Origin of the sequence: Janibacter endophyticus, assembly GCF_016888335.1 — a bacterium.
Classification (GTDB): Bacteria; Actinomycetota; Actinomycetes; order Actinomycetales; family Dermatophilaceae; genus Marihabitans; species Marihabitans endophyticum.
The window spans coordinates 2853586-2874399 of record NZ_JAFEJG010000004.1 but is presented as its reverse complement, the minus strand read 5'-3'; the positions used below and the strand labels follow the sequence as shown (position 1 = coordinate 2874399).

Below are 20814 nucleotides of genomic sequence, written 5' to 3'. Positions count from 1 at the left end.
GGGTTCCGCCTCGCCCGCCGTAGGCTGACCGGTCGTGACCGATCTCAGCCCGACGCCGGAGGCGGACCCCCGGCTCCTCCACCTGCTGCGTACCGACCTCGAGGGCGCCGGCGTGACGGTCGACGCCGTCGAGGAGCTCCTCCGCCCGGTCGCGGCAGCGGCCATCCACCGCGAGGACCCCGTGCCGGCGCGCCGCCGGCTCGCCGAGGTCGACGGGCCGCTCGCGACCTTCGTCCGCCTCTTCACCCTGGGGATGCCGGTCGACCCCGCCGAGGTCGACGAGCTGCTGCCGACCCTGGGTGCCACCGGCCTCCTCGAGCTCGGCCTCGCCCGTGAGAGGTCCGCCGGTCTGTGCTCGACGGCCGAGGTGCGTCCCTACGGCGACGAGGAACGCGAGTGGTTCGTCGTCTCCGACCACAGCGAGCTGGTCCTCGGCGGAGCGCTGCCGACCGACCACGTCCTCGGCATCGGTGGCGCCTCGACGACCCTGGCGCGCTGGACGCCCCGGCCGCAGGTGCGCCGCGCCCTTGACCTCGGCACGGGCTGCGGGGTCCAGGCGCTCCACCTCTCGACGCACGCCGACGCGATCGTCGCCACAGACACCTCGCCCCGCGCCCTCGGCTACGCGAGCGTCAACGCCGAGCTCGCGAGCCTCGCCCTCGACCTGCGTGCCGGCTCGCTCCTCGACCCCGTGGCCGGCGAGCGCTTCGACCTCGTCGTGAGCAATCCCCCCTTCGTCATCACCCCGCGGACCGACGACGTGCCGCGCTACGAGTACCGGGACGGCGGGGCGACGGGGCACGCGATCGTCGCGGGGCTCGTCCGTGACCTCGGCGGCGTCCTCGAGCCCGGCGGCATCGCCCAGATGCTCGGCAACTGGGAGGTGCGTGCGGGGGAGAGCTGGACCGGGGTCGTCGGCGCCTGGCTCGACGCGGCCGAGCGGGCCGGCCACCCGGTGGACGCCTGGGTGATCCAGCGCGATGTGCAGGACCCCGCCGAGTACGCCGCGACGTGGTCGCGCGACGGCGGCCACCGCCCGGGCACTTCGGAGCACGAGGCGATGGTCACCGCGTGGCTCGACGACTTCGCGAGCCGGGGGGTCGAGCGGATCGGCTTCGGCGTGATCACGCTGCAGCGACCTGCCGAGGAGCGAGCGACCTTCCGGGACCTCGTCGAGCACACGGGCCCGGTCGCATCACCGATGGGTCCGACCATCCTCGACGGCCTGCGCGCGCGCACCTGGCTGGCCGGGCGCACCGACGCGGAGGTCCTTGACGTCGCGTGGCGGTGCGCACCCGACGTCACCGAGGAGCGGCACGGACGGCCGGGCGCGGACGACCCGTCGGTCATCGTCGTGCGGCAGGGGGCCGGGCTGCGACGCGCGGTCCGGGTCGACACCTTCGGCGCGGCCCTGGTCTCGGTGTGCGACGGCGAGCTCACCGCGGCGCAGGCGAGCGCCGCGATCACGGGGCTGCTGGGGCTCGACGCAGACGAGGCGACGGCTGCCGCAGCGGCCCTCGTGCGTGATCTCGTCGCCGACGGTCTCCTCGTCCGGTAACCCTCAGAGCCCGAAGGTCACCCGCCACGCGTCGTCCACCTTGACGAGCCGGATCTGCGAGCGCTGGCCCTCGTAGGTCGTCGGCACGATGGCGCTGGCTCCGTCCTCGGAGAGCTCCGCATCGCCGATCTCCAGCTTGTCGGGGTCGCCGAGGAGCCCCTCCTCGCCGCTGTCCTCCGCGGCGCCCTTGATGGACTCCTCGCAGGAGGTGCCGTCGGCCTTCTCCGCCGCCTCGACGTACTCCGGGTCGAGCAGCGCGCAGACCCGCGCGAAGTCCTCGGCGGCAGCGGCCTGGGCGAGCTCCTTGACCGTGTCCTCGGGCGATCCGTCCTCGCCGCAGGCGTCCAGCCCGAGCGTGATCGCGCCCGCGAGGGCGACCGTCATGACCGTCTTCATCATGCGTCCCCTGTCTGCCCGGGCAGCTGCCCGGTCCTGGCCGAGGATAGCGAGGCCGGCCTCGGCAGGCTCCCCGGTGCACGCCAGAGGTTGCTCAGCCGAACTGCCAGGACCGCTTGCTCAGGCCGAACCAGAAGCCGTCGATGGTGCTCTCGACGGTGCTCGCGCCGGACGCGTCGGCCGCGCCGAGGGCGAGGTAGAGGGGCGCCCAGTGCTCGGTGCGGGGGTGCGCCTCGTGGGCGGCGGGGGCCCTGTCGAGCATCTGGATGAGCGAGTCGATGTCGCCGGCCGCGACCGTCTCGGCGGCCCAGTGGTCGAACTCGGCCGAGGGGGTGGGCGGCGGCGCGTCGGCGCCGGCGGCCGGGTTGAACCACCGCAGGTTGTGGGTGGTGAAGCCCGAGCCGACGATGAGCGTCCCCTCGTCGCGAAGGGGGGCGAGGGTGCGCCCGATCTCGAAGAGGGTGGCCGGGTCGAGCGTGGGCATCGACATCTGCAGCACGGGGACGTCGGCGTCGGGGTACATCTCGACGAGGGGGACGTAGGCGCCGTGGTCGAGGCCGCGGGTCTCGTCGCGGTGGACCTCGAGCCCGCGTCCGCCGAGCAGCCCGGTGACGGAGTCGGCGAGCTCGGGGGCGAGCGGCGCTGCGTACTCGACCTCGTAGTACTTCTGCGGGAAGCCCCAGAAGTCGTAGGTGAGGGGGACCAGCCGGGTCGTGGGGCTGACCGAGATCGGGGCCTCCTCCCAGTGCGCCGAGATCATGAGGACGTTCTTCGGCTTCTCGAACGCAGCCGACCAGTCGGCGAGCTGCTGGGTCCACCGGGTGTCGTCGGCGAGGGGCGGGGCGCCGTGGCTGAGGTACAGGACGGGTGCGGTCATGCCCCCATGTTAGTTGACATGACAACTAATAACAACCGAACCGGCCCCCTTCGTGCCCGTGGGCTACCGTTCCAGACGCGACCCCTCGTCAGAGCCGCGACGAATCCGCGGCACGAGGGTCACCGAAGGAGTCCGCATGAGTGCCCGCAACCTCGTCATCGTCGAGTCTCCGGCGAAGGCCAAGACCATCGCCGGGTACCTCGGCCCCGACTTCGCCGTCGAGGCGTCGGTCGGCCACATCCGGGACATCCCGCAGCCGCGTGACCTGCCCGCTGCCGAGAAGAAGGGCCCCTTCGGCCGCTTCGGCGTCAACGTCGACGACGGCTCCTTCGACGCGCTCTACGTCATCGACGCGGACAAGAAGAAGAAGGTCGCCGAGCTCAAGCGACTGCTCAAGGACGCCGAGACCCTCTACCTCGCCACCGATGAGGACCGCGAGGGCGAGGCCATCGCGTGGCACCTCCTCGAGGCGCTCAAGCCCAAGGTCCCGGTCAAGCGGATGGTCTTCCACGAGATCACCCAGGAGGCCATCCAGCGCGCCGTGCAGACGACGCGCGACCTCGACATGGACCTCGTCGAGGCCCAGGAGGGGCGGCGGATCCTCGACCGGCTCTACGGCTTCGAGATCAGCCCCGTCCTGTGGCGCAAGATCAAGCAGGGCCTCTCCGCCGGGCGCGTCCAGTCCGTCGCGACCCGGATCGTCGTCGAGCGCGAGCGCGAGCGGATGGCCTTCCGGGCCGCGAGCTACTGGGACGTCACCGGCACCTTCACCCCGAGCCAGGCGCGGCAGGAGTTCACCGCCCGCCTCGCGTCGGTCGACGGCCGGCGGGTCGCGGCCGGTCGCGACTTCGCCGACGACGGCACCCTGACGAAGGGGGATGTGCTCCACCTCGACGAGGTGGCCGCCCGCGCGGTCGCCGAGGCGACCGCCGCCACCTCGGCGAGCGTCACCGCGGTCACCGAGAAGCCGTACACCCGCCGCCCGTACGCGCCCTTCACGACCTCGACGCTCCAGCAGGAGGCCTCGCGCAAGCTGCGGCTCGGCAGCCGCGACGCGATGCGCGTGGCCCAGCGGCTGTACGAGAACGGCTACATCACCTACATGCGGACCGACAGCACGAACCTCTCGCAGTCGGCCGTGAGCGCCGCTCGCGGTCAGGCCCGGGACATGTACGGCGCCGAGTACGTGCCGGACCAACCGCGCGTCTACGGCAAGAAGTCCAAGGGTGCCCAGGAGGCGCACGAGGCGATCCGGCCCGCCGGCGACCGTTTCCGCACCCCCGCGCAGGTCCAGGGCGAGCTGCGCGGCGACGAGTTCCGCCTCTACGAGCTCATCTGGAAGCGCACCATCGCCTCGCAGATGGCCGACGCGAAGGGGTCGACGGCCACGATCCGTCTGGCCGCGGACATCTCCGGCTGCCCCGTCGGTGCCAGTGCCGAGTACTCCGCCTCGGGCACGGTCATCACCTTCAAGGGCTTCCTCGCGGCCTACGAGGAGGGCCGCGACGAGGGCCGTGGTGGCTCCGGCGAGGACGAGGAGCGTCGCCTGCCCAAGCTCTCCGAGGGTGTCGCCCTCGACGTGCTCGGCGCCGAGGCCGCGGGTCACGAGACCTCACCGCCGCCGCGCTACACCGAGGCCAGCCTCGTCAAGCGCATGGAGGAGCTCGGCATCGGCCGTCCCTCGACCTACGCCTCGACGGTCTCGACGATCCAGGACCGCGGCTACGTCCGCCGGCAGGGCTCGGCGCTCGTCGCGACCTGGATGGGCTTCGCGACGACGCAGCTCATGGAGAAGCACTTCCCGCGGCTCGTCGACTACGACTTCACGGCCCGGATGGAGGAGCGGCTCGACGAGATCGCCGGCGGCAACCTCGGCCGGGTCGCGTGGCTCGACCGCTTCTACAACGGGGTCGGCAACGACGACGGCGCCGGCCTGCGCGCCATGGTCACCGACCTCGGCGAGATCGACGCCAAGGCGATCAGCACCGTCGAGATCGGCGAGGGCGTCGTCGTGCGGGTCGGTCGCTACGGGCCGTACGTCGAGGAGGTCGTCCCGGCCGGGGTCGACCCGGCCACCGGCGAGGTCGCCGAGGGCGCGAGCCTGCCGGAGTCCGACAGCGACAAGCCGCGGCGGGCCAACGTCCCCGAGGACATCGCCCCTGACGAGATGACCCCCGAGCGCGGGCGCGAGCTGCTCGCCCAGGCCGCCGACGACGGGCGCGAGCTGGGGAGGCACCCCGAGTCGGGTCGCGTCGTCGTCGCGAAGGCGGGCCGCTACGGCCCCTATGTCACCGAGGTCCTCACCGACGAGGAGGCCGAGCTCAAGGGCAAGGCCAAGGTCAAGCCGCGCACGGCCTCGCTCTTCCAGGACATGGACCTCGCGACGATCGAGCTCGACACCGCGCTCAAGCTCCTGTCCCTGCCTCGGGTCGTCGGCGTGGTCACCGAGAGGGTCACGGCCGAGGACGGCACCGAGTCCGAGCAGCAGGTCGAGATCACGGCGCAGAACGGTCGCTACGGCCCGTACCTCAAGAAGGGGACGGACAGCCGGTCGCTGACCACCGAGCAGCAGCTCTTCGACATCACGCTCGAGGAGGCCGAGGCGATCTACGCCCAGCCCAAGCAGCGCGGACGGGCCGCCGCCAAGCCGCCGCTGCGCGAGTTCGGCGAGGACCCGGCGAGCGGCAAGAAGGTCGTCGTCAAGGACGGCCGCTTCGGCCCCTACGTCACCGACGGTGAGACCAACGCGACGCTGCGCCGCGACGACGAGCCCGAGACGATCACCCAGGAGCGCGCCTTCGAGCTGCTCGCGGAGAAGCGCGCCAAGGGCCCGACGACCCGCAAGAAGGCCGCGAAGAAGACGACCAAGAAGGCCGCGAAGAAGACGACCGCGGCCAAGAAGGCGACGAAGAAGACGACGAAGAAGACGACCAAGAAGGCGTGATCTTCCTGACGGCCGGCCCGACCCCGTCGTGACTCGTCGGTAGGGTCGGTCGGCAGACGTGCCGGACGACCTCGAGACCTCAAGGGTGAGATCACATGGATCTGCTGACCGTCGCCAAGACCATGGCCAAGCGTGGCATGCTCGCGCCGGGCCTGCCGCACCGGCAGGTCACCCAGCTCGCCGCGCTGCACCGGTGGGGCTTCGGCCTCGCCGGTGAGCTGAGGCAGGCGGCCGGCCGGAGCCCGAGCACGATCGCCGTCATCGACGAGCAGCGTGGGGCGATGACCTACGCCGAGCTGCTCGCCCGCTCCGAGCGCGTCGCCGCGGTCCTCCTCGAGCGGGGCTACCAGCCGGGCGACCGGCTGGGCCTGCTCGCCCGCAACCACGTCGGCGCGATCGAGGTCATGTGCGGCACGGCCGCGATCGGCGTCGACGTCGTCCTCGGCAACACCGGCCTCGGCGGGGCACAGCTCGCGCTCGTCGCGGGGCAGCAGGAGCTCAAGGGGATCGTCTACGACGACGAGTTCGCCGAGCACGTCGGTGCGCTCGACCCGGGCATCGAGCAGATCAGCGAGAGCGAGCTTGCCCGACACGCGGATGCGGTCGCGCAGCCGAGCAGGCTGACCCCGCCAGACCGGGTCGCCCGCACGATCATCCTCACCTCGGGCACGACGGGCACCCCGAAGGGCGCGGCCCGCAAGACGCCGGGCGGCTTCGGACCGCTCATCTCGATCATCGACCGGATCCCGCTGCGCGCGAACGACCGGATCCTCATCTCGGCGCCGCTCTTCCACACCTGGGGCTACGCCGCGATGCAGCTCTCGATCGCCCTGCGGGCGACGATCGTGCTCCAGCGTCGTTTCGACCCGGCCGCCGCCCGCCAGGCGCTCGAGGAGCACCAGCCGCACGCGATGTTCGCCGTCCCGGTGATGCTCCAGCGGATGATGGAGCTGCCGTCCGACCCGGCCGCGCGCAACCGGCGCAAGCTCCGCGTCGTCGCGACCTCCGGGTCGGCGTACCCGAGCGGGTTCACGACGACGTTCATGGACGAGTACGGCGACGTCCTCTACAACCTCTACGGCTCGACCGAGGCGTCCTGGGTGTGCATCGCCACGCCGCGCGACATGCGCCGAGAGCCGGACACCGCCGGTACCCCGCCGCTGGGGACGGTCGTCAAGATCCTCGACGCGGACGGTCGGGAGATGCCGAAGGGGGAGACCGGTCGGATCTTCTGCAGCAACGAGATGATCTTCGAGGGCTACACCGACGGGCAGAACAAGGAGTTCCTCGACGGGCTCGTCTCCACGGGGGACATGGGCTTCGAGCGCGACGGGCTCTTCTTCGTCGCCGGCCGGGACGACGACATGATCATCAGTGGCGGCGAGAACGTCTACCCCTCGGAGGTCGAGTCTCTGCTCGTCCAGCACCCCGCGGTCCGTGAGGCCTCCGTCGTGGGTGTCCCCGACCCGGAGTTCGGCCATCGGCTGGCGGCCTTCATCGCGCTGCGGCCAGGGGAGGAGGTCACGGCCGACGAGGTCAAGGACCTCGTCCGGGCCAACCGCGCCCGCCACTGCGTCCCCCGCGAGGTCGTCTTCGTCGACGAGCTCCCGCGCAACGCGACCGGCAAGGTCCTGGCCCGCGAGCTCAAGCAGCACTTCGCCTGACCGCCCCCGCCCGCCCGCCCCTTCGCACGAGCCAAGGCTCCTGCCTCACCCTTTCGCACGAGCCAAGGCTCCTACCCGTCGAACGGGTAGGAGCCTTGGCTCGTGCGGGTCCGGTAGCAGCTACCAGGGGTCCTACGACGCTGACCTCTTTGGCGCGCTCAGCGCCCACTCCCTGGGCCGGGAAAACGCGACCGGGCCGGGCAACCGTGAGGTGGCCGGGACGCGTCCCGGCCACCGGCGGGTTGCGCGGCCACGGGAGGGATTACCGGGCGTCTCGTGCTGCCGCGCCCTCCGTACGAGGCCGCCGAGGGTCGAAGGGGTCAACCCCTTCGCCGCCTCGTCACAGCCACTGCCCGAAGGCCATCGGCTCCCGCGTGAAGATGTACGTCGCCCAGTTGAAGGCGCTCACCCGGCCGTCCTCGCCCCGGCGCACGCGCAGCATCTCGCCGCGCTCGCGCCCCGACACCGTCCGGTAGAGGTCCTCCTCGACCCGCTCGAAGACCGACGGCGGCATCTCCTTCGGCGCGCCGACGACCCGTGCCTCGAGCCGGCCCTCGCGCACGGACAGGACGAAGCCGGCGCCCTCGGAGTACCAGTAGCCGAGGAGCTCGGCGTGCTCGGGCGACACCGCGGTGCCCGGCCGCCACGGCTCCGGCGCGACGGGCTCACGCTCGATCGTCAGCGTGCCGAGCTCGGCGGCGGCCAGCGCGGGCGAGACGGGCGCGGAGTTGTTCATGAGGATCGTCGCCGTCGTCGCCGACTCTCGGTCGGTGAAGCACCCGGTGACCGACCCCGGCCACCCGCCGGTGTGCCCGACCCAGGTGCGCCCCTCGTGCCGCATGAGCTGCCAGCCCAGGCCCCACGCGACGGTCCACCCGCGCTCGTCGGACATGATCTGCGGCTGGCACATCTCCTCGAGGGTGTCGGGGGAGAGCACCTCCTCGACCGGGTCGGCGACGAAGCCGCCCCAGCGCGACATGTCGGCCACCGTCGACGCCAGCCCGCCCGCCGCGTCGAGCGCCTCCGCCGGGAAGTCCGGCTCCGGCAGCGGCACGTCGCTGAAGGGCGGGACGTAGTACCCCTTCGCCCGCTTGCCCGTGTGCCCCAACGTCGTCCGCCGCATCTCGAGCGGTCGCAGGATGCGCGCCTCCACCGACTCGAACCACGAGCGTCCGTCGAGCCGGGTGATGACCTCGCCGAGGATGCCGTAGGCGAGGTTGCTGTAGTGCCACGTCGTGTGCGGGCGGCCGACCCGCTGCGCCTCGCTCCAGCCGCGGACGAGCTCCTCGCGGTCGGGCATCTGCATGACGTCCCAGACGTCGCCGACCGGCTCGCGCTGCATGCCCGAGGTGTGGCTCAGCAGCTGGCGCAGGGTGACCCGCTCGTGCGTCGTGCCCGGCAGGTGCTGGTCGACGGTGTCGTCGAGGTCGAGCCGGCCTTCGTCGCGCAGCGCCATGACGACGACGGCCGTGAACGTCTTGGAGTTGCTCGCCACCGCGTACTGCGTGTCCTCGTCGGGCGCGACGTCGGGGGCGTCGAGATCGGCGGCGCCGATCCCGGTGGACCACTCGAGGGACCCCTTGCGGGCGACGCCGGCGGCGAGCCCCGGCACCCTCCCTTCGCGTTGCTTGTCCAGGGCGAGGTGGTCCAGGGCGCGGCGGGTCTCGTCGGTGAAGGCCATGGGCGTCAACGTATCGGCCGTCGGGCCGGTGGGCTGCAGGGCGAAGGGGGATCCGCTCACCCTCGGTGGCCGTCGGAGGGGTGACCTAGGCTGCGGCAGGTGAGCAGCGCACCCGGTCCCGGCCTCTTCGTCGCCTTCGAGGGGGGCGACGGGGCCGGCAAGTCGACCCAGGTCGAGCTGCTGGCGGGCTGGCTGCGCGACCAGGGTCGTGAGGTGGTGGTCACCCGGCAGCCCGGTGGGACCGCGCTGGGGCAGCAGCTGCGCGATCTCGTCCTCCATGGCGGGCACATGAGCCCCCGTGCGGAGGCGCTGATCTTCGCCGCGGACAAGGCGCAGCACGTCGCCGAGGTCATCGCCCCGGCCCTGGCACGCGGCGCGGTCGTCATCACCGACCGGTACACCGACTCCTCGGTCGCCTACCAGGGGGCAGGTCGCGACCTCGGGCACGCCGAGGTCCACGACCTGCAGATGTGGGCGGTCGGCGATCTCATGCCCGACGTGACGGTCGTCGTCGACATCACCGCCGAGGAGGGCCGCCGCCGCCGGGACGAGGTGCACGACCGGATGGAGTCCGAGGACGACGGCTTCCACGAGGCCGTGCGCTCGCACTTCCTCGCGATGGCGCGGGGGGCTCCGGCGCGGTACCTCGTCGTCGACGGCACCGCTGCGCCCGAGCAGATCCATGGGGCGATCCTCGACGGGCTCGCGTCGCGGGGGGTGCTCGCGTGAGCACCGTCGCGGCCGAGCCCGCAGGCGTGTGGCGCGACGTCGTCGGCCAGGGGCCCGCGCTCGCGGTGCTGCAGCGGGCGGTGGCGGACGAGGCGGCGATGACGCATGCCTGGCTCTTCACCGGGCCGCCCGGGTCCGGGAGGTCGGTGGCGGCGCGGGCCTTCGCCGGGGCGTTGATGTGCGCCCGTGGTGGCTGCGGCGAGTGCAAGGAGTGCGCCACGGCGCTGGACGGCACGCACGCCGACGTCGACGTGCTGAGCACCGAGGCGCTCTCGATCGGGGTCGCCCAGGCGCGCGAGCTCGTCCAGCTCGCCGGGCGCGCACCGTCGGTCGGACGGTGGCGGGTGATCCTCGTCGAGGACGCCGATCGGCTCACCGAGCACTCGGGCAACGCGCTGCTCAAGGCGCTCGAGGAGCCGACGCCGCGCACGGTCTGGCTGCTGTGCGCGCCGGCCCCGGACGACGTCCTCGTCACGGTGCGCTCGCGCTCGCGGCACGTCCGGCTGCGGACCCCCGCCGTCGAGGACGTCGCCGTCCTGCTCATCCGGCGAGACGGCATCGACCCGCCGATGGCGCACTATTCGGCCCGGGCGGCGCAGAGCCACATCGGCATGGCCCGGCGGCTGGCGACCGACGAGGGTGCCCGCATCCGCCGTCGCGACACCATCACGCTCGCGACCCGCATCCGGGGTGTCTCCGACGCCGTCGGCGCCGCGGCCGACCTCGTCCAGATCGCGGAGGAGGAGCGCGACAAGGTGCTCACCGACCGGCTGGCGGAGGAGAAGGCCAAGCTCTTGGCGACCCTCGGCGCCGAGGCCGGGGCGCGCACGCAGCCGCCGCACGTCCGGGCCCAGATCACCGCCCTGGAGAAGTCGCAGAAGACCCGGGCCACCCGCTTCACCCGCGACATGATCGACCGCTCTCTGACCGACCTGCTCTCGGTCTACCGGGACGCGCTCGTCGTGCGCACCGGCGCGACCGTCGGCCTGATCAACGAGGACGCCCGGTCCGTCGTCGACGAGGTGGCGCGGGCGCTGACCTCGGAGCAGATCCTGCGGGCCATGGACGCGATCGGCGTGGCCCGGCGCCGGATCGACGCAAACGTCGCGCCGCTGCTCGCCCTGGAGTCCATGGCGATCGACCTCACCCTGCCTTAGGTAGCGTGCGGGCCATGCGTGCCCAGCTCCTCGCCCTGTTCACGGCGACCGCGCTCGTCCTCTCCGGCTGCTCGCTGCTGCCCGGCCAGGACGAGCCGACGGCCGTCCCCGCGGACGCGACCCAGGCGCCGGAGGGGCAGGAGGACCTCGCCCGCTTCTACGAGCAGCGGCTCGACTGGGGAGACTGCGGTGACCTCACCGGCGAGTGCGCCGAGCTCGAGGTGCCGGTGGACTACGAGCAGCCCGAGGGCGAGACGTTGAGGATCGGCGTGCTCAAGGTCCCGGCCAAGCGCGAGAAGCAGGGCAGCCTCGTGCTCAACCCTGGTGGTCCCGGTGGCTCCGGCATGGAGTACGCGAGCGCCGCGGACTACGTCGTCAGCCCCCAGGTCCGTGACCGCTTCGACGTGGTCGGCTTCGACCCCCGCGGGGTCGGGCGCTCGGCGCCCGTGGACTGCCTCGACGACCGTGCCCTCGACGAGTTCCTCGGGTCCGACCCTACCCCGGACGATGCCGCCGAGGAGGAGCAGCAGGGCGCGGTCATGCGCTCGATGGGCCAGGGCTGCGAGGAGCTGTCCGGGACGATCGCGCCGCACATGTCGACGGCGGAGGCCGCGCGCGACATGGACGTGCTCCGGGCGGCGCTCGGGGAGTCGCAGCTGGACTACCTCGGCAAGTCCTACGGCACCTACCTCGGGGCGACCTACGCCGATCTCTTCCGCGACAAGGTGGGCCGTTTCGTCCTCGACGGGGTCCTCGCGCCCGACCTGACGGCCGCCGAGGTCAACATCGGCCAGGCGAAGGGCTTCGACACCGCGACCCGGGAATGGGCGGCCGCGTGCGTCGAGGAGGGCTGCCCCTTCGGCGGGACGCAGGACGAGGTGATCGACCGGGTCCGGGGCATCCTCGAGGACCTCGACAGCAACCCCGTCCCCGGCGCCGCGGGGCTGGAGCTCACCGAGGGCTGGGCGACCCTCGGCATCGCCCAGGCGATGTACGACCAAGGGGCGTGGAGCACGCTGACGGACGCACTCGCCTCAGTCGAGGAGGGCGACGGTCGGGACCTCATGGAGATGGCATTCCAGTACGCCAGCCGCAACGCCGGCGGTGACTACGCGGGCAACATCATGGAGGCGATCTACGCGGTCAACTGCCTCGACCGCCCGGAGCCCGAGGGCGCCGAGCGCGAGGAGATGGTGGAGGAGGCGGAGCGGGTGGCCCCGATCTGGGGGCAGTTCATCGCCGGTGGCTCAGGGCCGTGCAGCGAGTGGCCGTGGGAGCCGGTGGGCGAGCCGCGCCCGATCGACGCGAAGGGTGCGAACCCGATCCTCGTCGTCGGCACGACCCGTGACCCGGCGACGCCGTACGAGTGGGCGCAGCGCCTGCACGACCAGCTCGCGGACAGCCGCCTCATCACCCACGAGGGCGACGGCCACACCGCCTACATGCGGCAGAACGACTGCGTCGACAAGGCCGTCGACACCTTCTGGCTCACGGGTGAGCTGCCCGCCGAGGACATCACCTGCTCGTGATTTCTCGCCGGGCGAGGCCGTCGGTATGATCGTGCCTCGCGTCCGGGCGACCCCCGGACGTGTGCCGCCTTAGCTCAGACGGTTAGAGCGATTCACTCGTAATGAATAGGTCATCGGTTCGATTCCGATAGGCGGCTCAGAGCAGGCCCCCAGCCCCCGGCTGGGGGCCTTTCTGTGCCCTTCCGTCGCGGACCTGGGTGGGCGACGCCGCGCCTCCTCTCACTGCTCTGCGACGAGGCGTCCTCCTGCACCGGGACGGGCCACCTCGGCGTCGGGGCTACAGCGCGCTCTGACCCGCCTCGGGCCGGGGCGAGCGGACGCGGTCGAGGATGGCCGAGGCCACCTCTGCCGACCGGGTCTCGGGCAGCCAGTGGCCACCGGCCAGCTCGACGAACCGGTATACCGCGTCGGGGTCGAGCCCGGCCTGCTCGGCGGCCCGACGCATGACGACACCCGTCCGCTCGGCCGCGTCCCGGCCGAGCGCCGGGTCCTGCCGGCCCCAGACGTAGGTCGTCGGGACGATCGTGCCGGCGTTCTTCGGGCGTCGGTCGGGGCGGGGCGAGGACGTGCCCTTGCGCCCGAGGCGCTCCTCGACCATCCGGCGAAGGGGGAGTGCCGCGCGGTACCAGTTGAGGCTGGCCTGGGCGGCCCCGGGCTGAGCCATCCGCTCCGCGTACATCTCGGCGTGGTCGGCGGGCAGGCCTGTGCGCAGCAGCAGGGGCTTCGTCGCGCGGCGCATCACCGCGGCGGGGAGCGTCGGCAGGGCGAAGAACACCTGGTACGCGCTGCGTCGAGCCTGGTCGCCGTGCTTGAAGGCCCAGGCCATCGCCGCCGGGTGCGGGGTGGAGATCACCGTGAGGCTGGCGACGCGCTCGGGGTGCCGGGACGCGACGACCCACGCGAGCGCCCCTCCCCAGTCGTGCCCGACGACGTGGACGCGCTCGGCGCCGACCTCGTCGGCCAGGGCGATGACATCGGCGACGGACTCGCCGATCTCGTAGTCCGACGGTCGGGGCGGACGGGCGCCGGGGGAGTAGCCCCGCAGGTCGGGGGCGAGCACGCGCAGCCCGTCGGCGACGAGCGCAGGGGTGATCGCTCGCCAGGCACGACGATCCTGGGGCCAGCCGTGGAGCAGGACGACGACGTCGGTCCCCGGCGCGGCCTCGCCGGCCTCAGGGCCGGCGGAGTCGTCGAGGTCGAAGGTCAGTCGGTCCCGGGAGAAGTAGCGCACCCACCCAACGTACCGGTCGCCCCTTCGTCAGGCACAGTGGAAGAGACATGGTCGACCGACTCGCCTTCCACGACGCCTGGGAGCTGCCCGCGCCCCCGGAGCGGGTCATCGAGGTGCTCGCCGCCGTCGACGAGTACGACCGGTGGTGGCCGCAGGTCAAGGAGATCCACCGGATCGACGAGAGCAGCGGGGTGGCCTGCATCCGCTCCACCATCCCGGTGATCCTGCGGCTGACCCTGACTTGCGAGGCCGAGATCCGCGACGAGGGGATCCTGCGGGTCCGGGTCGAGGGCGAGCTGCGCGGCTGGTGCCAGTGGCACGTCGTGCCGACACCCTCCGGGAGCCTGGCCTGGTTCACCGAGGAGGTGGCCGTCGCGCGGCCCGTCCTGCGTCTCCTCGCGTCGTTGCCGGGCATCGGCGACCGGATCTTGCGGGCGAACCACGAGGCGATGATGCGCGATGGCAAGGTAGGCCTGCGTTCGCGCCTCGTCGCGACGTCGTCCAGTCGTGTCTAGCAAGAGGGTTGACGATGCGTGATGCAGTGATCTGCGAGCCCCTCCGGACCCCTGTCGGCAAGTACGGCGGTGTCTTCAGGGACGTCCCCGCGGCCGAGCTGGCGGCGACCGTCCTCACCGGCCTCGTCGAGCGCACCGGGATCGACCCCGGTGCCGTCGATGACGTGATCTTCGGGCAGTGCTACCCGAACGGCGAGGCACCGGCGATCGGCCGGGTGGCGGCCCTCGATGCGGGCTTCCCGATCACGGTGCCCGGTCAGCAGCTCGACCGTCGCTGCGGCTCGGCGCTCCAGGCCGTCCTCGACGCCGCCATGCGCGTGCAGACCGGGGCCTGCGACGTCGTCATCGCCGGCGGCGCCGAGTCGATGAGCCAGGCCGAGCACTACACGGTCGGTGGTCGCTTCGGCTACCGCGGCGACTCCACACCGATGTGGGACCGCATCGCGCGCGGCCGCATCACCTCGGGTGGCAAGCACTACCCGGTGGAGGGCGGCATGCTCGAGACCGCGGAAAACCTGCGGCGTGAGTTCTCCATCAGCCGCGAGGCGCAGGACGAGCTGGCCCTCGAGTCGCACCGTCGTGCCGTCGCGGCGATGGACGACGGTCGCTTCGCCGACGAGATCGTGCCGGTGACGGTGCGGACCCGTCGCGGCGAGACCGTCGTCGACACCGACGAGCACCCTCGACGGGACGTGACGATGGAGTCGCTCGCCGCCCTGCGCCCGGTGCGGCTCAGGGTGGACGAGGGGTCCACGGTCACAGCGGGCAACGCCAGCGGGCAGAACGACGGCGCGGCTGCCTGCCTCGTCGCGACACCCGAGCAGGCAGAGGCCCTCGGCCTGAGGCCGCTGGCACGCGTCGTCACCTGGGGCGCCGCAGGGGTCGAGCCGAACCGGATGGGGATCGGCCCGGTGCCCTCCACGGAGAAGGCGCTGGCCCGCTGCGGCCTGACTCTTGCCGACATGGACCTCATCGAGCTCAACGAGGCGTTCGCGGCGCAGGCGCTGGCCTGCACGACGGCGTGGGGCCTTGGTCAGGACGACCTCGAGCGGGTCAACGTCAACGGATCGGGGATCTCGCTGGGGCACCCCGTCGGTGCGACCGGGGCGCGGATCCTCACGACGATGCTCCGTGAGCTCGACCGCCGGCAGGGCCGCTACGCCCTCGAGACGATGTGCATCGGCGGCGGTCAGGGCCTGACCGCGATCTTCGAACGGGTCTGAGCGTCAGGTCAGTCGTCGCTGAGCGGCCTGTCCTTCGTCGCGAGCTCCTCGCGTGCCTTGGCCTGGGCCGCGGCGATGTCCTCCTCGGACCGGCCGACGGTGGCGCCGTGGGCGGCAGCGCTGAAGGGCGCCTTCCACCGGGCGGTCGACATGCCGGCGTCCGTGGCGCGCTGGATGGCCTCGTTGATGACGCGCTCGGCATCGGCGCGGCCGGCCCAGTGGGCGCCCTCGACGGACTTGCCGGGCTCGAGGTCCTTGTAGGTCTCGAAGAAGTGCTGGATCTCGAGCCGGTCGAACTCGCTGATGTCCTCGAGCTCGGTGATGTGGTCCTTGCGCGGGTCGCCCGCGGGGATGCACAGGATCTTGTCGTCGCCACCGGCCTCATCGCGCATGTGGAACATGCCGATCGGGCGTACGCGGACCAGGCAGCCAGGCCACGTCGGCTCGTCGAGGAGCACGAGCGCGTCGAGCGGGTCGCCGTCCTCGCCGAGGCTTTCCTCGACGTACCCGTAGTCGCTCGGGTAGGACATCGCGGTGAAGAGAAGGCGGTCCAGGCGGATGCGGCCGGTCTCGTGGTCGACCTCGTACTTGTTCCGATGCCCCTTCGGGATCTCGATCGTGACGTCGAACTCCATGGACTACCCCTTCGTGTCGATGACCTAGGCTCTCGAGGACAGTTTCCACCATGACCCGCCGATCCGGCACCAGGGGGACGTGACGTGCGCCGACTCGCTGCCGGTATCGCTGTGGTCGCCGTCGGCGCAACCGCCTACGGCGCAGCGGATGTGCTCGACGCGGCCCCCGGCGTGCTCACCCGCGATGACAGCGCGACGGTGGCGCAGATCACCCCCGGGCCCACCCCTTCGCCTGCCGGCGAGGTCATCGCCGAGGCATCGAGCAGCGCCCCGCTCCCGACCGAGGCCGGGCTGACGCAGGCGCTCGACCCGCTCGTCACCCACGACTGGCTCGGTCCGCGGGCCGGGGTCGTCGTGCGCGACGCACTCACCGGTGACGTCCTCTACGAGCACCGCTCGGCCGTCGCGATGGTCCCCGCCTCGACGCAGAAGGTCCTCGCGGGCGCGGCCGTCGCCGAGACCAGCGACCTGTCGCGGACGATGACGACGACGGTCGTCCGCGGCGCGCAGCCTGACGAGATCGTCCTCGTCGCGGGTGGCGACACCCTCATGGCGAGGGGGTCCGGTGACCCGGCCGCCGTCGAGGGCCGGGCCGGCATGCGCGACCTCGCCGAGCAGGTCGCGGAGACTGTCGGGCCGACGACGAAGGGGGACAGGCTCACCCTTCGCCTCGACGCCACGTATGCCCCCGGCCCGCGGATGCCCACGACCTGGGACCCGGTGGACGCCGCCAACGGCTTCACCCAGCCGGTGACGATGATCGGCATGGCCGACCAGCGGCCGATGCCGTACGACCCGTCGCCCGAGTACCCCGAGCGGTCTGCGCTGAGCGCGCTCGCGGCCGAGCTGAAGAAGGCGGGCGTCGCCGTCACGGTCGACGACACCCCACAGAGCTGGCAGGAGGCCGCCCCGGCCGGCGCGGAGGTCCTCGGCTCGGTCGCGTCGGCCACGATCGGCGAGGTCCTCGCCGAGGCCCTCTCGAGCAGCGACAACGCCCTGACCGAGAACCTTGCCCGTCAGGCGGCGCTGGCCGACGGCACGAGCGCGGGCGACGCCCAGTCCGTCGCCGACTGGATCAAGCAGACCCTCGCCGCCGCCGGGGCCGACATGACGCGGGTGCGGATGCACGACGCCTCCGGGCTGAGCAGCGGCCAGGCCATCCCCGCGGAGACGATCTCCGAGGTCATGCAGCTCGGCATCACCGGTAGCGCCAAGGGCCTGCGCGGCGTGCTCATGGGCCTGCCCGTCGCGGGGCTCACCGGCACCCTGCACGACCGTTTCGGCCAGCCGGAGGCGCGACCGGCCGCGGGCGTCGCCCGGGCCAAGACCGGCACCCTCACCGGCGTGTCCGGGCTGGCCGGGACGACGGTCACCGAGGACGGCCGGGTCCTCACCTACGTCGTCCTCGCGGACCGGGTCCCCTCGACGACGGGAACTCTCGGGGCCCGCGCGGTGTTGGACCAGATCGTCGGCACCCTCACCGCCTGCGGGTGCCGGTAGCACGCCGGGCGTGGAGATCCCCGCCCGACCAGGACCTTCGAGAGGGCCCGCCCGTGAGTCAGTACGTCGACTGGAGCTTCGCCAAGACCACCGGGGGACGCCTCGCGCCCGCCGGACCCGACGTCAGCGCCGACGAGGCGGTCGAGATCGTCGAGCAGATCCGCGCCCTGGCGGCCCAGGCGGTCGAGCCGGTCGCCCACACCTCGCGCCTGCGCGCGCCCGGCGAAGCGCCCGCCCCGGTCGTCGTCGACCGGCCGACATGGATCAACGTCAACGCCGACTCCATGGCCGCGATGCTCGACCCCGTCGTCGACAAGATGGCCTTAAGGCAGAAGCGCCCCCCCGGCCCGATCGCCCAGGCGATCGGCGGCAAGGTGACCGGTGCGGAGGCCGGCGGCCTCTTCGCCTTCCTCTCGACGAAGGTCCTCGGCCAGTACGACCTCGCACCCGGCGGTACCCCTTCGCTCCTCCTCGTGGCCCCCAACCTCGTGGCGACGGAGCGTGAGCTGGGGGTGGACCCCCGCGACTTCCGCTTCTGGGTGTGCCTGCACGAGGAGACCCACCGCGTGCAGTTCACCGCGGTGCCGTGGCTGCGCGAGCACGTCATCGCCGAGGCGCAGTCGCTCGCGACCGAGCTCGTGCCGGACCCGGACTCGCTCGGCGAGCGCCTCCAGCAGATCGTCCAGGAGATCCCGCGCGCCTTCAGCGGCGAGGGGGCCGGCATCGCCGACGTCTTCGCCACCCCGGCGCAGCGCGAGCGGCTCGCCGAGATCACCGCCGTGATGTCGCTCCTCGAGGGGCACGCCGACGTCGTCATGGACGACGTGGGCCCCGTGCACGTCCCGAGCGTCGAGGAGATCCGCCGCAAGTTCGACGTCCGCCGCAAGGGCGCCGGCTCGGTCGACAAGATCCTGCGCCGCCTGCTCGGGCTCGAGGCCAAGATGCGCCAGTACAAGGACGGTGCCGCCTTCGTCCGCTCGGTCCAGGAGACCGTCGGGGTCGACGGCTTCAACGCGATCTGGAGCTCGCCGGAGACCTTGCCGCGGGCCCGCGAGATCACCGACCCGCAGACCTGGGTCCGCCGCATCCACGGCTGAGCCGCTCGCGGGTCAGGAACGCGCCCAGACGAGCGTCCCGCGGTCGTCGGTGCAGCGGAAGACCTCGACCCGCATGCCGTCCGGGTCGTCCTGCTCGACGGTGCACTCGAACCCCTCGGCGCTCAGCTCGGCCGGCGCCTCGCCGACGGGGTGCAGGGCGTTGACCGCCGTGACGACCGGGACCGCCTCGGGGCACGTGAGCTCCGGCTCGACGGACGCCGAGAGCACCTGACCGTCGTCACCCTGCATGGCGGCGAGCTCGGCCTCGCACGCGGTGTCGACGTGGCCGTCGTCGTGGTCCTCGTGCTCCTCGTCGTCGGCGTCGAGCTCCTCCGTGGTCGGGCTGGCCGAGGAGCTCGCGACGGTCGTGGTCGTGTCGGCCGGCTCGTCGTCGCCACCGCAGCCGGTCAGCAGGAGGGCGGCCGCGGCGAGGGTCAGGGTCGTCGTCCTCATGGGTGCGCATTGTCGTCGGTCATCATGAGACCCATGGCAGCAGGTCATCCGGCGCAGGCCGAGGTCCGCCGCGCCGTGCGGCGTGTCCTCACGGACGTCCCGCCCGGTGGGCTCGTGCTCGCGGCGGTGAGCGGGGGAGCGGACTCGCTCGCGCTCGCCCACGGCCTCCTCGACGAAGGGGGGGCCGCCGGCTGCCGTACCGGCGTCGCCGTCGTCGACCACGGCCTGCAGCACGGGTCGGCCGAGGTCGCGGAGCGGGCCGCGGAGCAGTGCCGGGGGATGCGGGCGACCGACGGCCGTCGGTACGAGGTCGTCGAGGTCGTCCGCGCCGAGGTCCGGGTGACGGGCGCCGGGCCCGAGGCCGACGCCCGGGACGCCCGTTACGCGGCCCTCGTGGTCGCCGCTGCGCAGCACGACGCCGTGCTCGTCCTGCTCGGCCATACCCGCGACGACCAGGCCGAGCAGGTCCTCCTCGGGCTGCTCCGCGGATCGGGCGCCCGGTCCCTCTCCGGGATCCCCCCGACGACCACCCGGGACGGCACCCCCTTCGCCCGGCCGCTGCTCACGGTGACCCGGGCGACGACCGAGGCGGTCTGCGTCGCCGCGGGGCTGGAGCCGTGGCAGGACCCGATGAACGACGACCCCGCCTACTCCCGGGTGCGCGCCCGCGGGGCGCTCGCCGACCTCGCGACCGACCTCGGCCCCGGCATCCCCGAGGCGCTCGCCCGCAGCGCCGAGCTCCTCCGGGCCGACGCCGACCACCTCGACGCTCTCGCCGAGGCCGCACTCACCCCCTTCGCCGATGACGACGCGCCGCTGGCCGCGGACCTCGCCGCCCTCCCCGTGGCGATCCGCACCCGCGTCCTGCGGCGCCTGCTCGTCGCCCGAGGCGCTCGCCCTGGCGATCTCTCCGTCGGCCACGTCGCCGAGGTCGACCGGCTCGTCACCCACCCCCGCGGGCAGGGTCCGCTCCACCTCCCCGGTGTCGACGTCGCCCGGACCGGCAACGGAGCGCAGGCCCGCCTGTCCATCACCCCCCGCGGTCTGGTCTGATAGGCACGTGGACGCCAAGGACATCGAGGCCGATCTCGTCAAGGTGCACTGCACCGAGGAGCAGATCCAGCAGCGGCTGGCCGAGCTCGCCCAGGAGGTCTGGGACTACTACGAGGGCAAGGACCTGCTGCTCGTCGGCGTGCTCAAGGGGGCGGTCATGGTCATGGCCGACTTCATGCGCCACCTCCCGGGCTCCGCGCCGATGGACTGGATGGCGGTCAGCTCCTACGGCTCCGGCACGAAGTCCTCGGGCGTCGTGCGGATCCTCAAGGACCTCGATGCCGACATCACCGGCAAGCACGTGCTCATCGTCGAGGACATCATCGACTCGGGCCTGACCCTGTCGTGGATCCGCGCCAACCTTGAGTCGCGCTCCCCGGCCTCCGTCGAGGTGCTCACGCTCCTCCGCAAGCCCGACGCCGCCAAGGTCCAGGTCGAGACCCGTTGGGTCGGCTTCGACATCCCCAACGAGTTTGTCGTGGGGTACGGCCTCGACTACGCCGAGGCCTACCGCAACCTCCGTGAGGTCGCGACCCTCGCCCCGCACGTCTACAGCTGAGCCCTCCCGCCGG

Annotated in this window: 18 protein-coding genes and 1 tRNA gene; 13 read left to right on the top strand and 6 right to left on the bottom strand. The window is 72.6% G+C overall.

The window, feature by feature from the left end:
* Positions 1-34: 34 nt before the first annotated feature.
* Positions 35-1558, top strand: a complete 1524-nt coding sequence (locus JNO54_RS13765) for a DUF7059 domain-containing protein (protein WP_204144406.1) — start codon at positions 35-37, stop codon at positions 1556-1558.
* 3 nt (positions 1559-1561) lie between these two features.
* Here JNO54_RS13765 and JNO54_RS13760 read toward each other — a convergent pair whose 3' ends face one another.
* A complete protein-coding gene (locus JNO54_RS13760) occupies positions 1562-1954 on the bottom strand; it encodes a nuclear transport factor 2 family protein (RefSeq protein ID WP_204144405.1) in 393 nt (130 codons plus the stop codon).
* A 94-nt stretch (positions 1955-2048) separates the two neighbouring features.
* Complete coding sequence (locus JNO54_RS13755; RefSeq protein ID WP_204144404.1) at positions 2049-2831, bottom strand: dioxygenase family protein; 783 nt, start codon at positions 2829-2831, stop codon at positions 2049-2051.
* 136 nt (positions 2832-2967) lie between these two features.
* Here JNO54_RS13755 and topA point away from each other — a divergent pair, with 136 nt between their 5' ends.
* Positions 2968-5775, top strand: coding sequence for a type I DNA topoisomerase (topA, locus tag JNO54_RS13750; protein ID WP_204144403.1), 2808 nt, complete (start codon positions 2968-2970; stop codon positions 5773-5775).
* 95 nt (positions 5776-5870) lie between these two features.
* On the top strand, positions 5871-7439 hold the full coding sequence (locus tag JNO54_RS13745; protein ID WP_204144402.1) for an AMP-binding protein: 1569 nt from the start codon (positions 5871-5873) through the stop codon (positions 7437-7439).
* Between the two features lie 340 nt (positions 7440-7779).
* Here JNO54_RS13745 and JNO54_RS13740 read toward each other — a convergent pair whose 3' ends face one another.
* Complete coding sequence (locus JNO54_RS13740; RefSeq protein WP_204144401.1) at positions 7780-9120, bottom strand: serine hydrolase domain-containing protein; 1341 nt, start codon at positions 9118-9120, stop codon at positions 7780-7782.
* A 99-nt stretch (positions 9121-9219) separates the two neighbouring features.
* Between JNO54_RS13740 and tmk the strand changes: the two genes are divergently transcribed.
* The 4 genes from tmk (at position 9220) to JNO54_RS13720 (ending at position 12672) form a co-directional block, all read left to right on the top strand.
* A complete protein-coding gene (gene tmk, locus JNO54_RS13735; protein WP_204144400.1) occupies positions 9220-9849 on the top strand; it encodes a dTMP kinase in 630 nt (209 codons plus the stop codon).
* Positions 9846-11006: a DNA polymerase III subunit delta' gene (locus tag JNO54_RS13730; protein ID WP_204144399.1), complete on the top strand. Its 1161-nt coding sequence runs from the start codon at positions 9846-9848 to the stop codon at positions 11004-11006. The genes tmk and JNO54_RS13730 overlap by 4 nt, the downstream gene beginning before the upstream one ends.
* A 14-nt stretch (positions 11007-11020) precedes the next feature.
* On the top strand, positions 11021-12535 hold the full coding sequence (locus JNO54_RS13725) for an alpha/beta hydrolase (protein WP_204144398.1): 1515 nt from the start codon (positions 11021-11023) through the stop codon (positions 12533-12535).
* A 63-nt stretch (positions 12536-12598) separates the two neighbouring features.
* Positions 12599-12672, top strand: a tRNA-Thr gene (locus JNO54_RS13720).
* Between the two features lie 140 nt (positions 12673-12812).
* Here the strand turns inward: JNO54_RS13720 and JNO54_RS13715 are convergent.
* Positions 12813-13766: an alpha/beta fold hydrolase gene (locus JNO54_RS13715; RefSeq protein WP_204144397.1), complete on the bottom strand. Its 954-nt coding sequence runs from the start codon at positions 13764-13766 to the stop codon at positions 12813-12815.
* A gap of 47 nt (positions 13767-13813) precedes the next feature.
* Between JNO54_RS13715 and JNO54_RS13710 the strand changes: the two genes are divergently transcribed.
* Positions 13814-14281, top strand: a complete 468-nt coding sequence (locus JNO54_RS13710) for an SRPBCC family protein (RefSeq protein ID WP_204144396.1) — start codon at positions 13814-13816, stop codon at positions 14279-14281.
* Positions 14282-14295: 14 nt separating this feature from the next.
* Complete coding sequence (locus JNO54_RS13705; protein WP_204144395.1) at positions 14296-15504, top strand: acetyl-CoA C-acetyltransferase; 1209 nt, start codon at positions 14296-14298, stop codon at positions 15502-15504.
* A gap of 8 nt (positions 15505-15512) precedes the next feature.
* On the opposite strand, the gene JNO54_RS13700 is transcribed toward JNO54_RS13705, so the two are convergent.
* Positions 15513-16139 carry an inorganic diphosphatase gene (locus JNO54_RS13700; RefSeq protein ID WP_204144394.1) on the bottom strand — a complete coding sequence of 209 codons (627 nt, stop codon included), beginning with the start codon at positions 16137-16139 and terminating at the stop codon, positions 15513-15515.
* Positions 16140-16223: 84 nt separating this feature from the next.
* Here JNO54_RS13700 and JNO54_RS13695 point away from each other — a divergent pair, with 84 nt between their 5' ends.
* Together JNO54_RS13695 and JNO54_RS13690 are read left to right on the top strand one after the other, a co-directional pair.
* The gene (locus JNO54_RS13695) at positions 16224-17639 is read left to right on the top strand and encodes a D-alanyl-D-alanine carboxypeptidase/D-alanyl-D-alanine-endopeptidase (RefSeq protein ID WP_204144393.1); all 1416 of its coding nucleotides are present in this window, start codon (positions 16224-16226) and stop codon (positions 17637-17639) included.
* A gap of 53 nt (positions 17640-17692) precedes the next feature.
* Positions 17693-18736, top strand: coding sequence for an Rv3626c family coenzyme F420 biosynthesis-associated protein (locus tag JNO54_RS13690; RefSeq protein ID WP_204144392.1), 1044 nt, complete (start codon positions 17693-17695; stop codon positions 18734-18736).
* 12 nt (positions 18737-18748) lie between these two features.
* Here JNO54_RS13690 and JNO54_RS13685 read toward each other — a convergent pair whose 3' ends face one another.
* Positions 18749-19189, bottom strand: a complete 441-nt coding sequence (locus tag JNO54_RS13685; RefSeq protein WP_204144391.1) for a hypothetical protein — start codon at positions 19187-19189, stop codon at positions 18749-18751.
* A 33-nt stretch (positions 19190-19222) separates the two neighbouring features.
* Between JNO54_RS13685 and tilS the strand changes: the two genes are divergently transcribed.
* Both tilS and hpt read left to right on the top strand, forming a co-directional pair.
* Positions 19223-20242: a tRNA lysidine(34) synthetase TilS gene (tilS, locus tag JNO54_RS13680; protein ID WP_204144390.1), complete on the top strand. Its 1020-nt coding sequence runs from the start codon at positions 19223-19225 to the stop codon at positions 20240-20242.
* Between the two features lie 7 nt (positions 20243-20249).
* Positions 20250-20801 (top strand): hypoxanthine phosphoribosyltransferase, encoded by a 552-nt coding sequence (gene hpt / locus JNO54_RS13675; protein ID WP_204144389.1) that lies wholly within the window; start codon positions 20250-20252, stop codon positions 20799-20801.
* Positions 20802-20814: the final 13 nt, after the last annotated feature.

Coding starts and splice junctions, on each gene's coding strand:
- JNO54_RS13745 (WP_204144402.1), top strand. CDS start 5,871: ATGGATCTGCTGACCGTCGCCAAGACCATGGCCAAGCGTGGCATGCTC.
- JNO54_RS13740 (WP_204144401.1), bottom strand. CDS start 9,120: ATGGCCTTCACCGACGAGACCCGCCGCGCCCTGGACCACCTCGCCCTG.
- JNO54_RS13685 (WP_204144391.1), bottom strand. CDS start 19,189: ATGAGGACGACGACCCTGACCCTCGCCGCGGCCGCCCTCCTGCTGACC.
- JNO54_RS13725 (WP_204144398.1), top strand. CDS start 11,021: ATGCGTGCCCAGCTCCTCGCCCTGTTCACGGCGACCGCGCTCGTCCTC.
- tilS (WP_204144390.1), top strand. CDS start 19,223: ATGGCAGCAGGTCATCCGGCGCAGGCCGAGGTCCGCCGCGCCGTGCGG.
- JNO54_RS13705 (WP_204144395.1), top strand. CDS start 14,296: ATGCGTGATGCAGTGATCTGCGAGCCCCTCCGGACCCCTGTCGGCAAG.
- JNO54_RS13700 (WP_204144394.1), bottom strand. CDS start 16,139: ATGGAGTTCGACGTCACGATCGAGATCCCGAAGGGGCATCGGAACAAG.
- JNO54_RS13755 (WP_204144404.1), bottom strand. CDS start 2,831: ATGACCGCACCCGTCCTGTACCTCAGCCACGGCGCCCCGCCCCTCGCC.
- JNO54_RS13760 (WP_204144405.1), bottom strand. CDS start 1,954: ATGAAGACGGTCATGACGGTCGCCCTCGCGGGCGCGATCACGCTCGGG.
- topA (WP_204144403.1), top strand. CDS start 2,968: ATGAGTGCCCGCAACCTCGTCATCGTCGAGTCTCCGGCGAAGGCCAAG.
- JNO54_RS13710 (WP_204144396.1), top strand. CDS start 13,814: ATGGTCGACCGACTCGCCTTCCACGACGCCTGGGAGCTGCCCGCGCCC.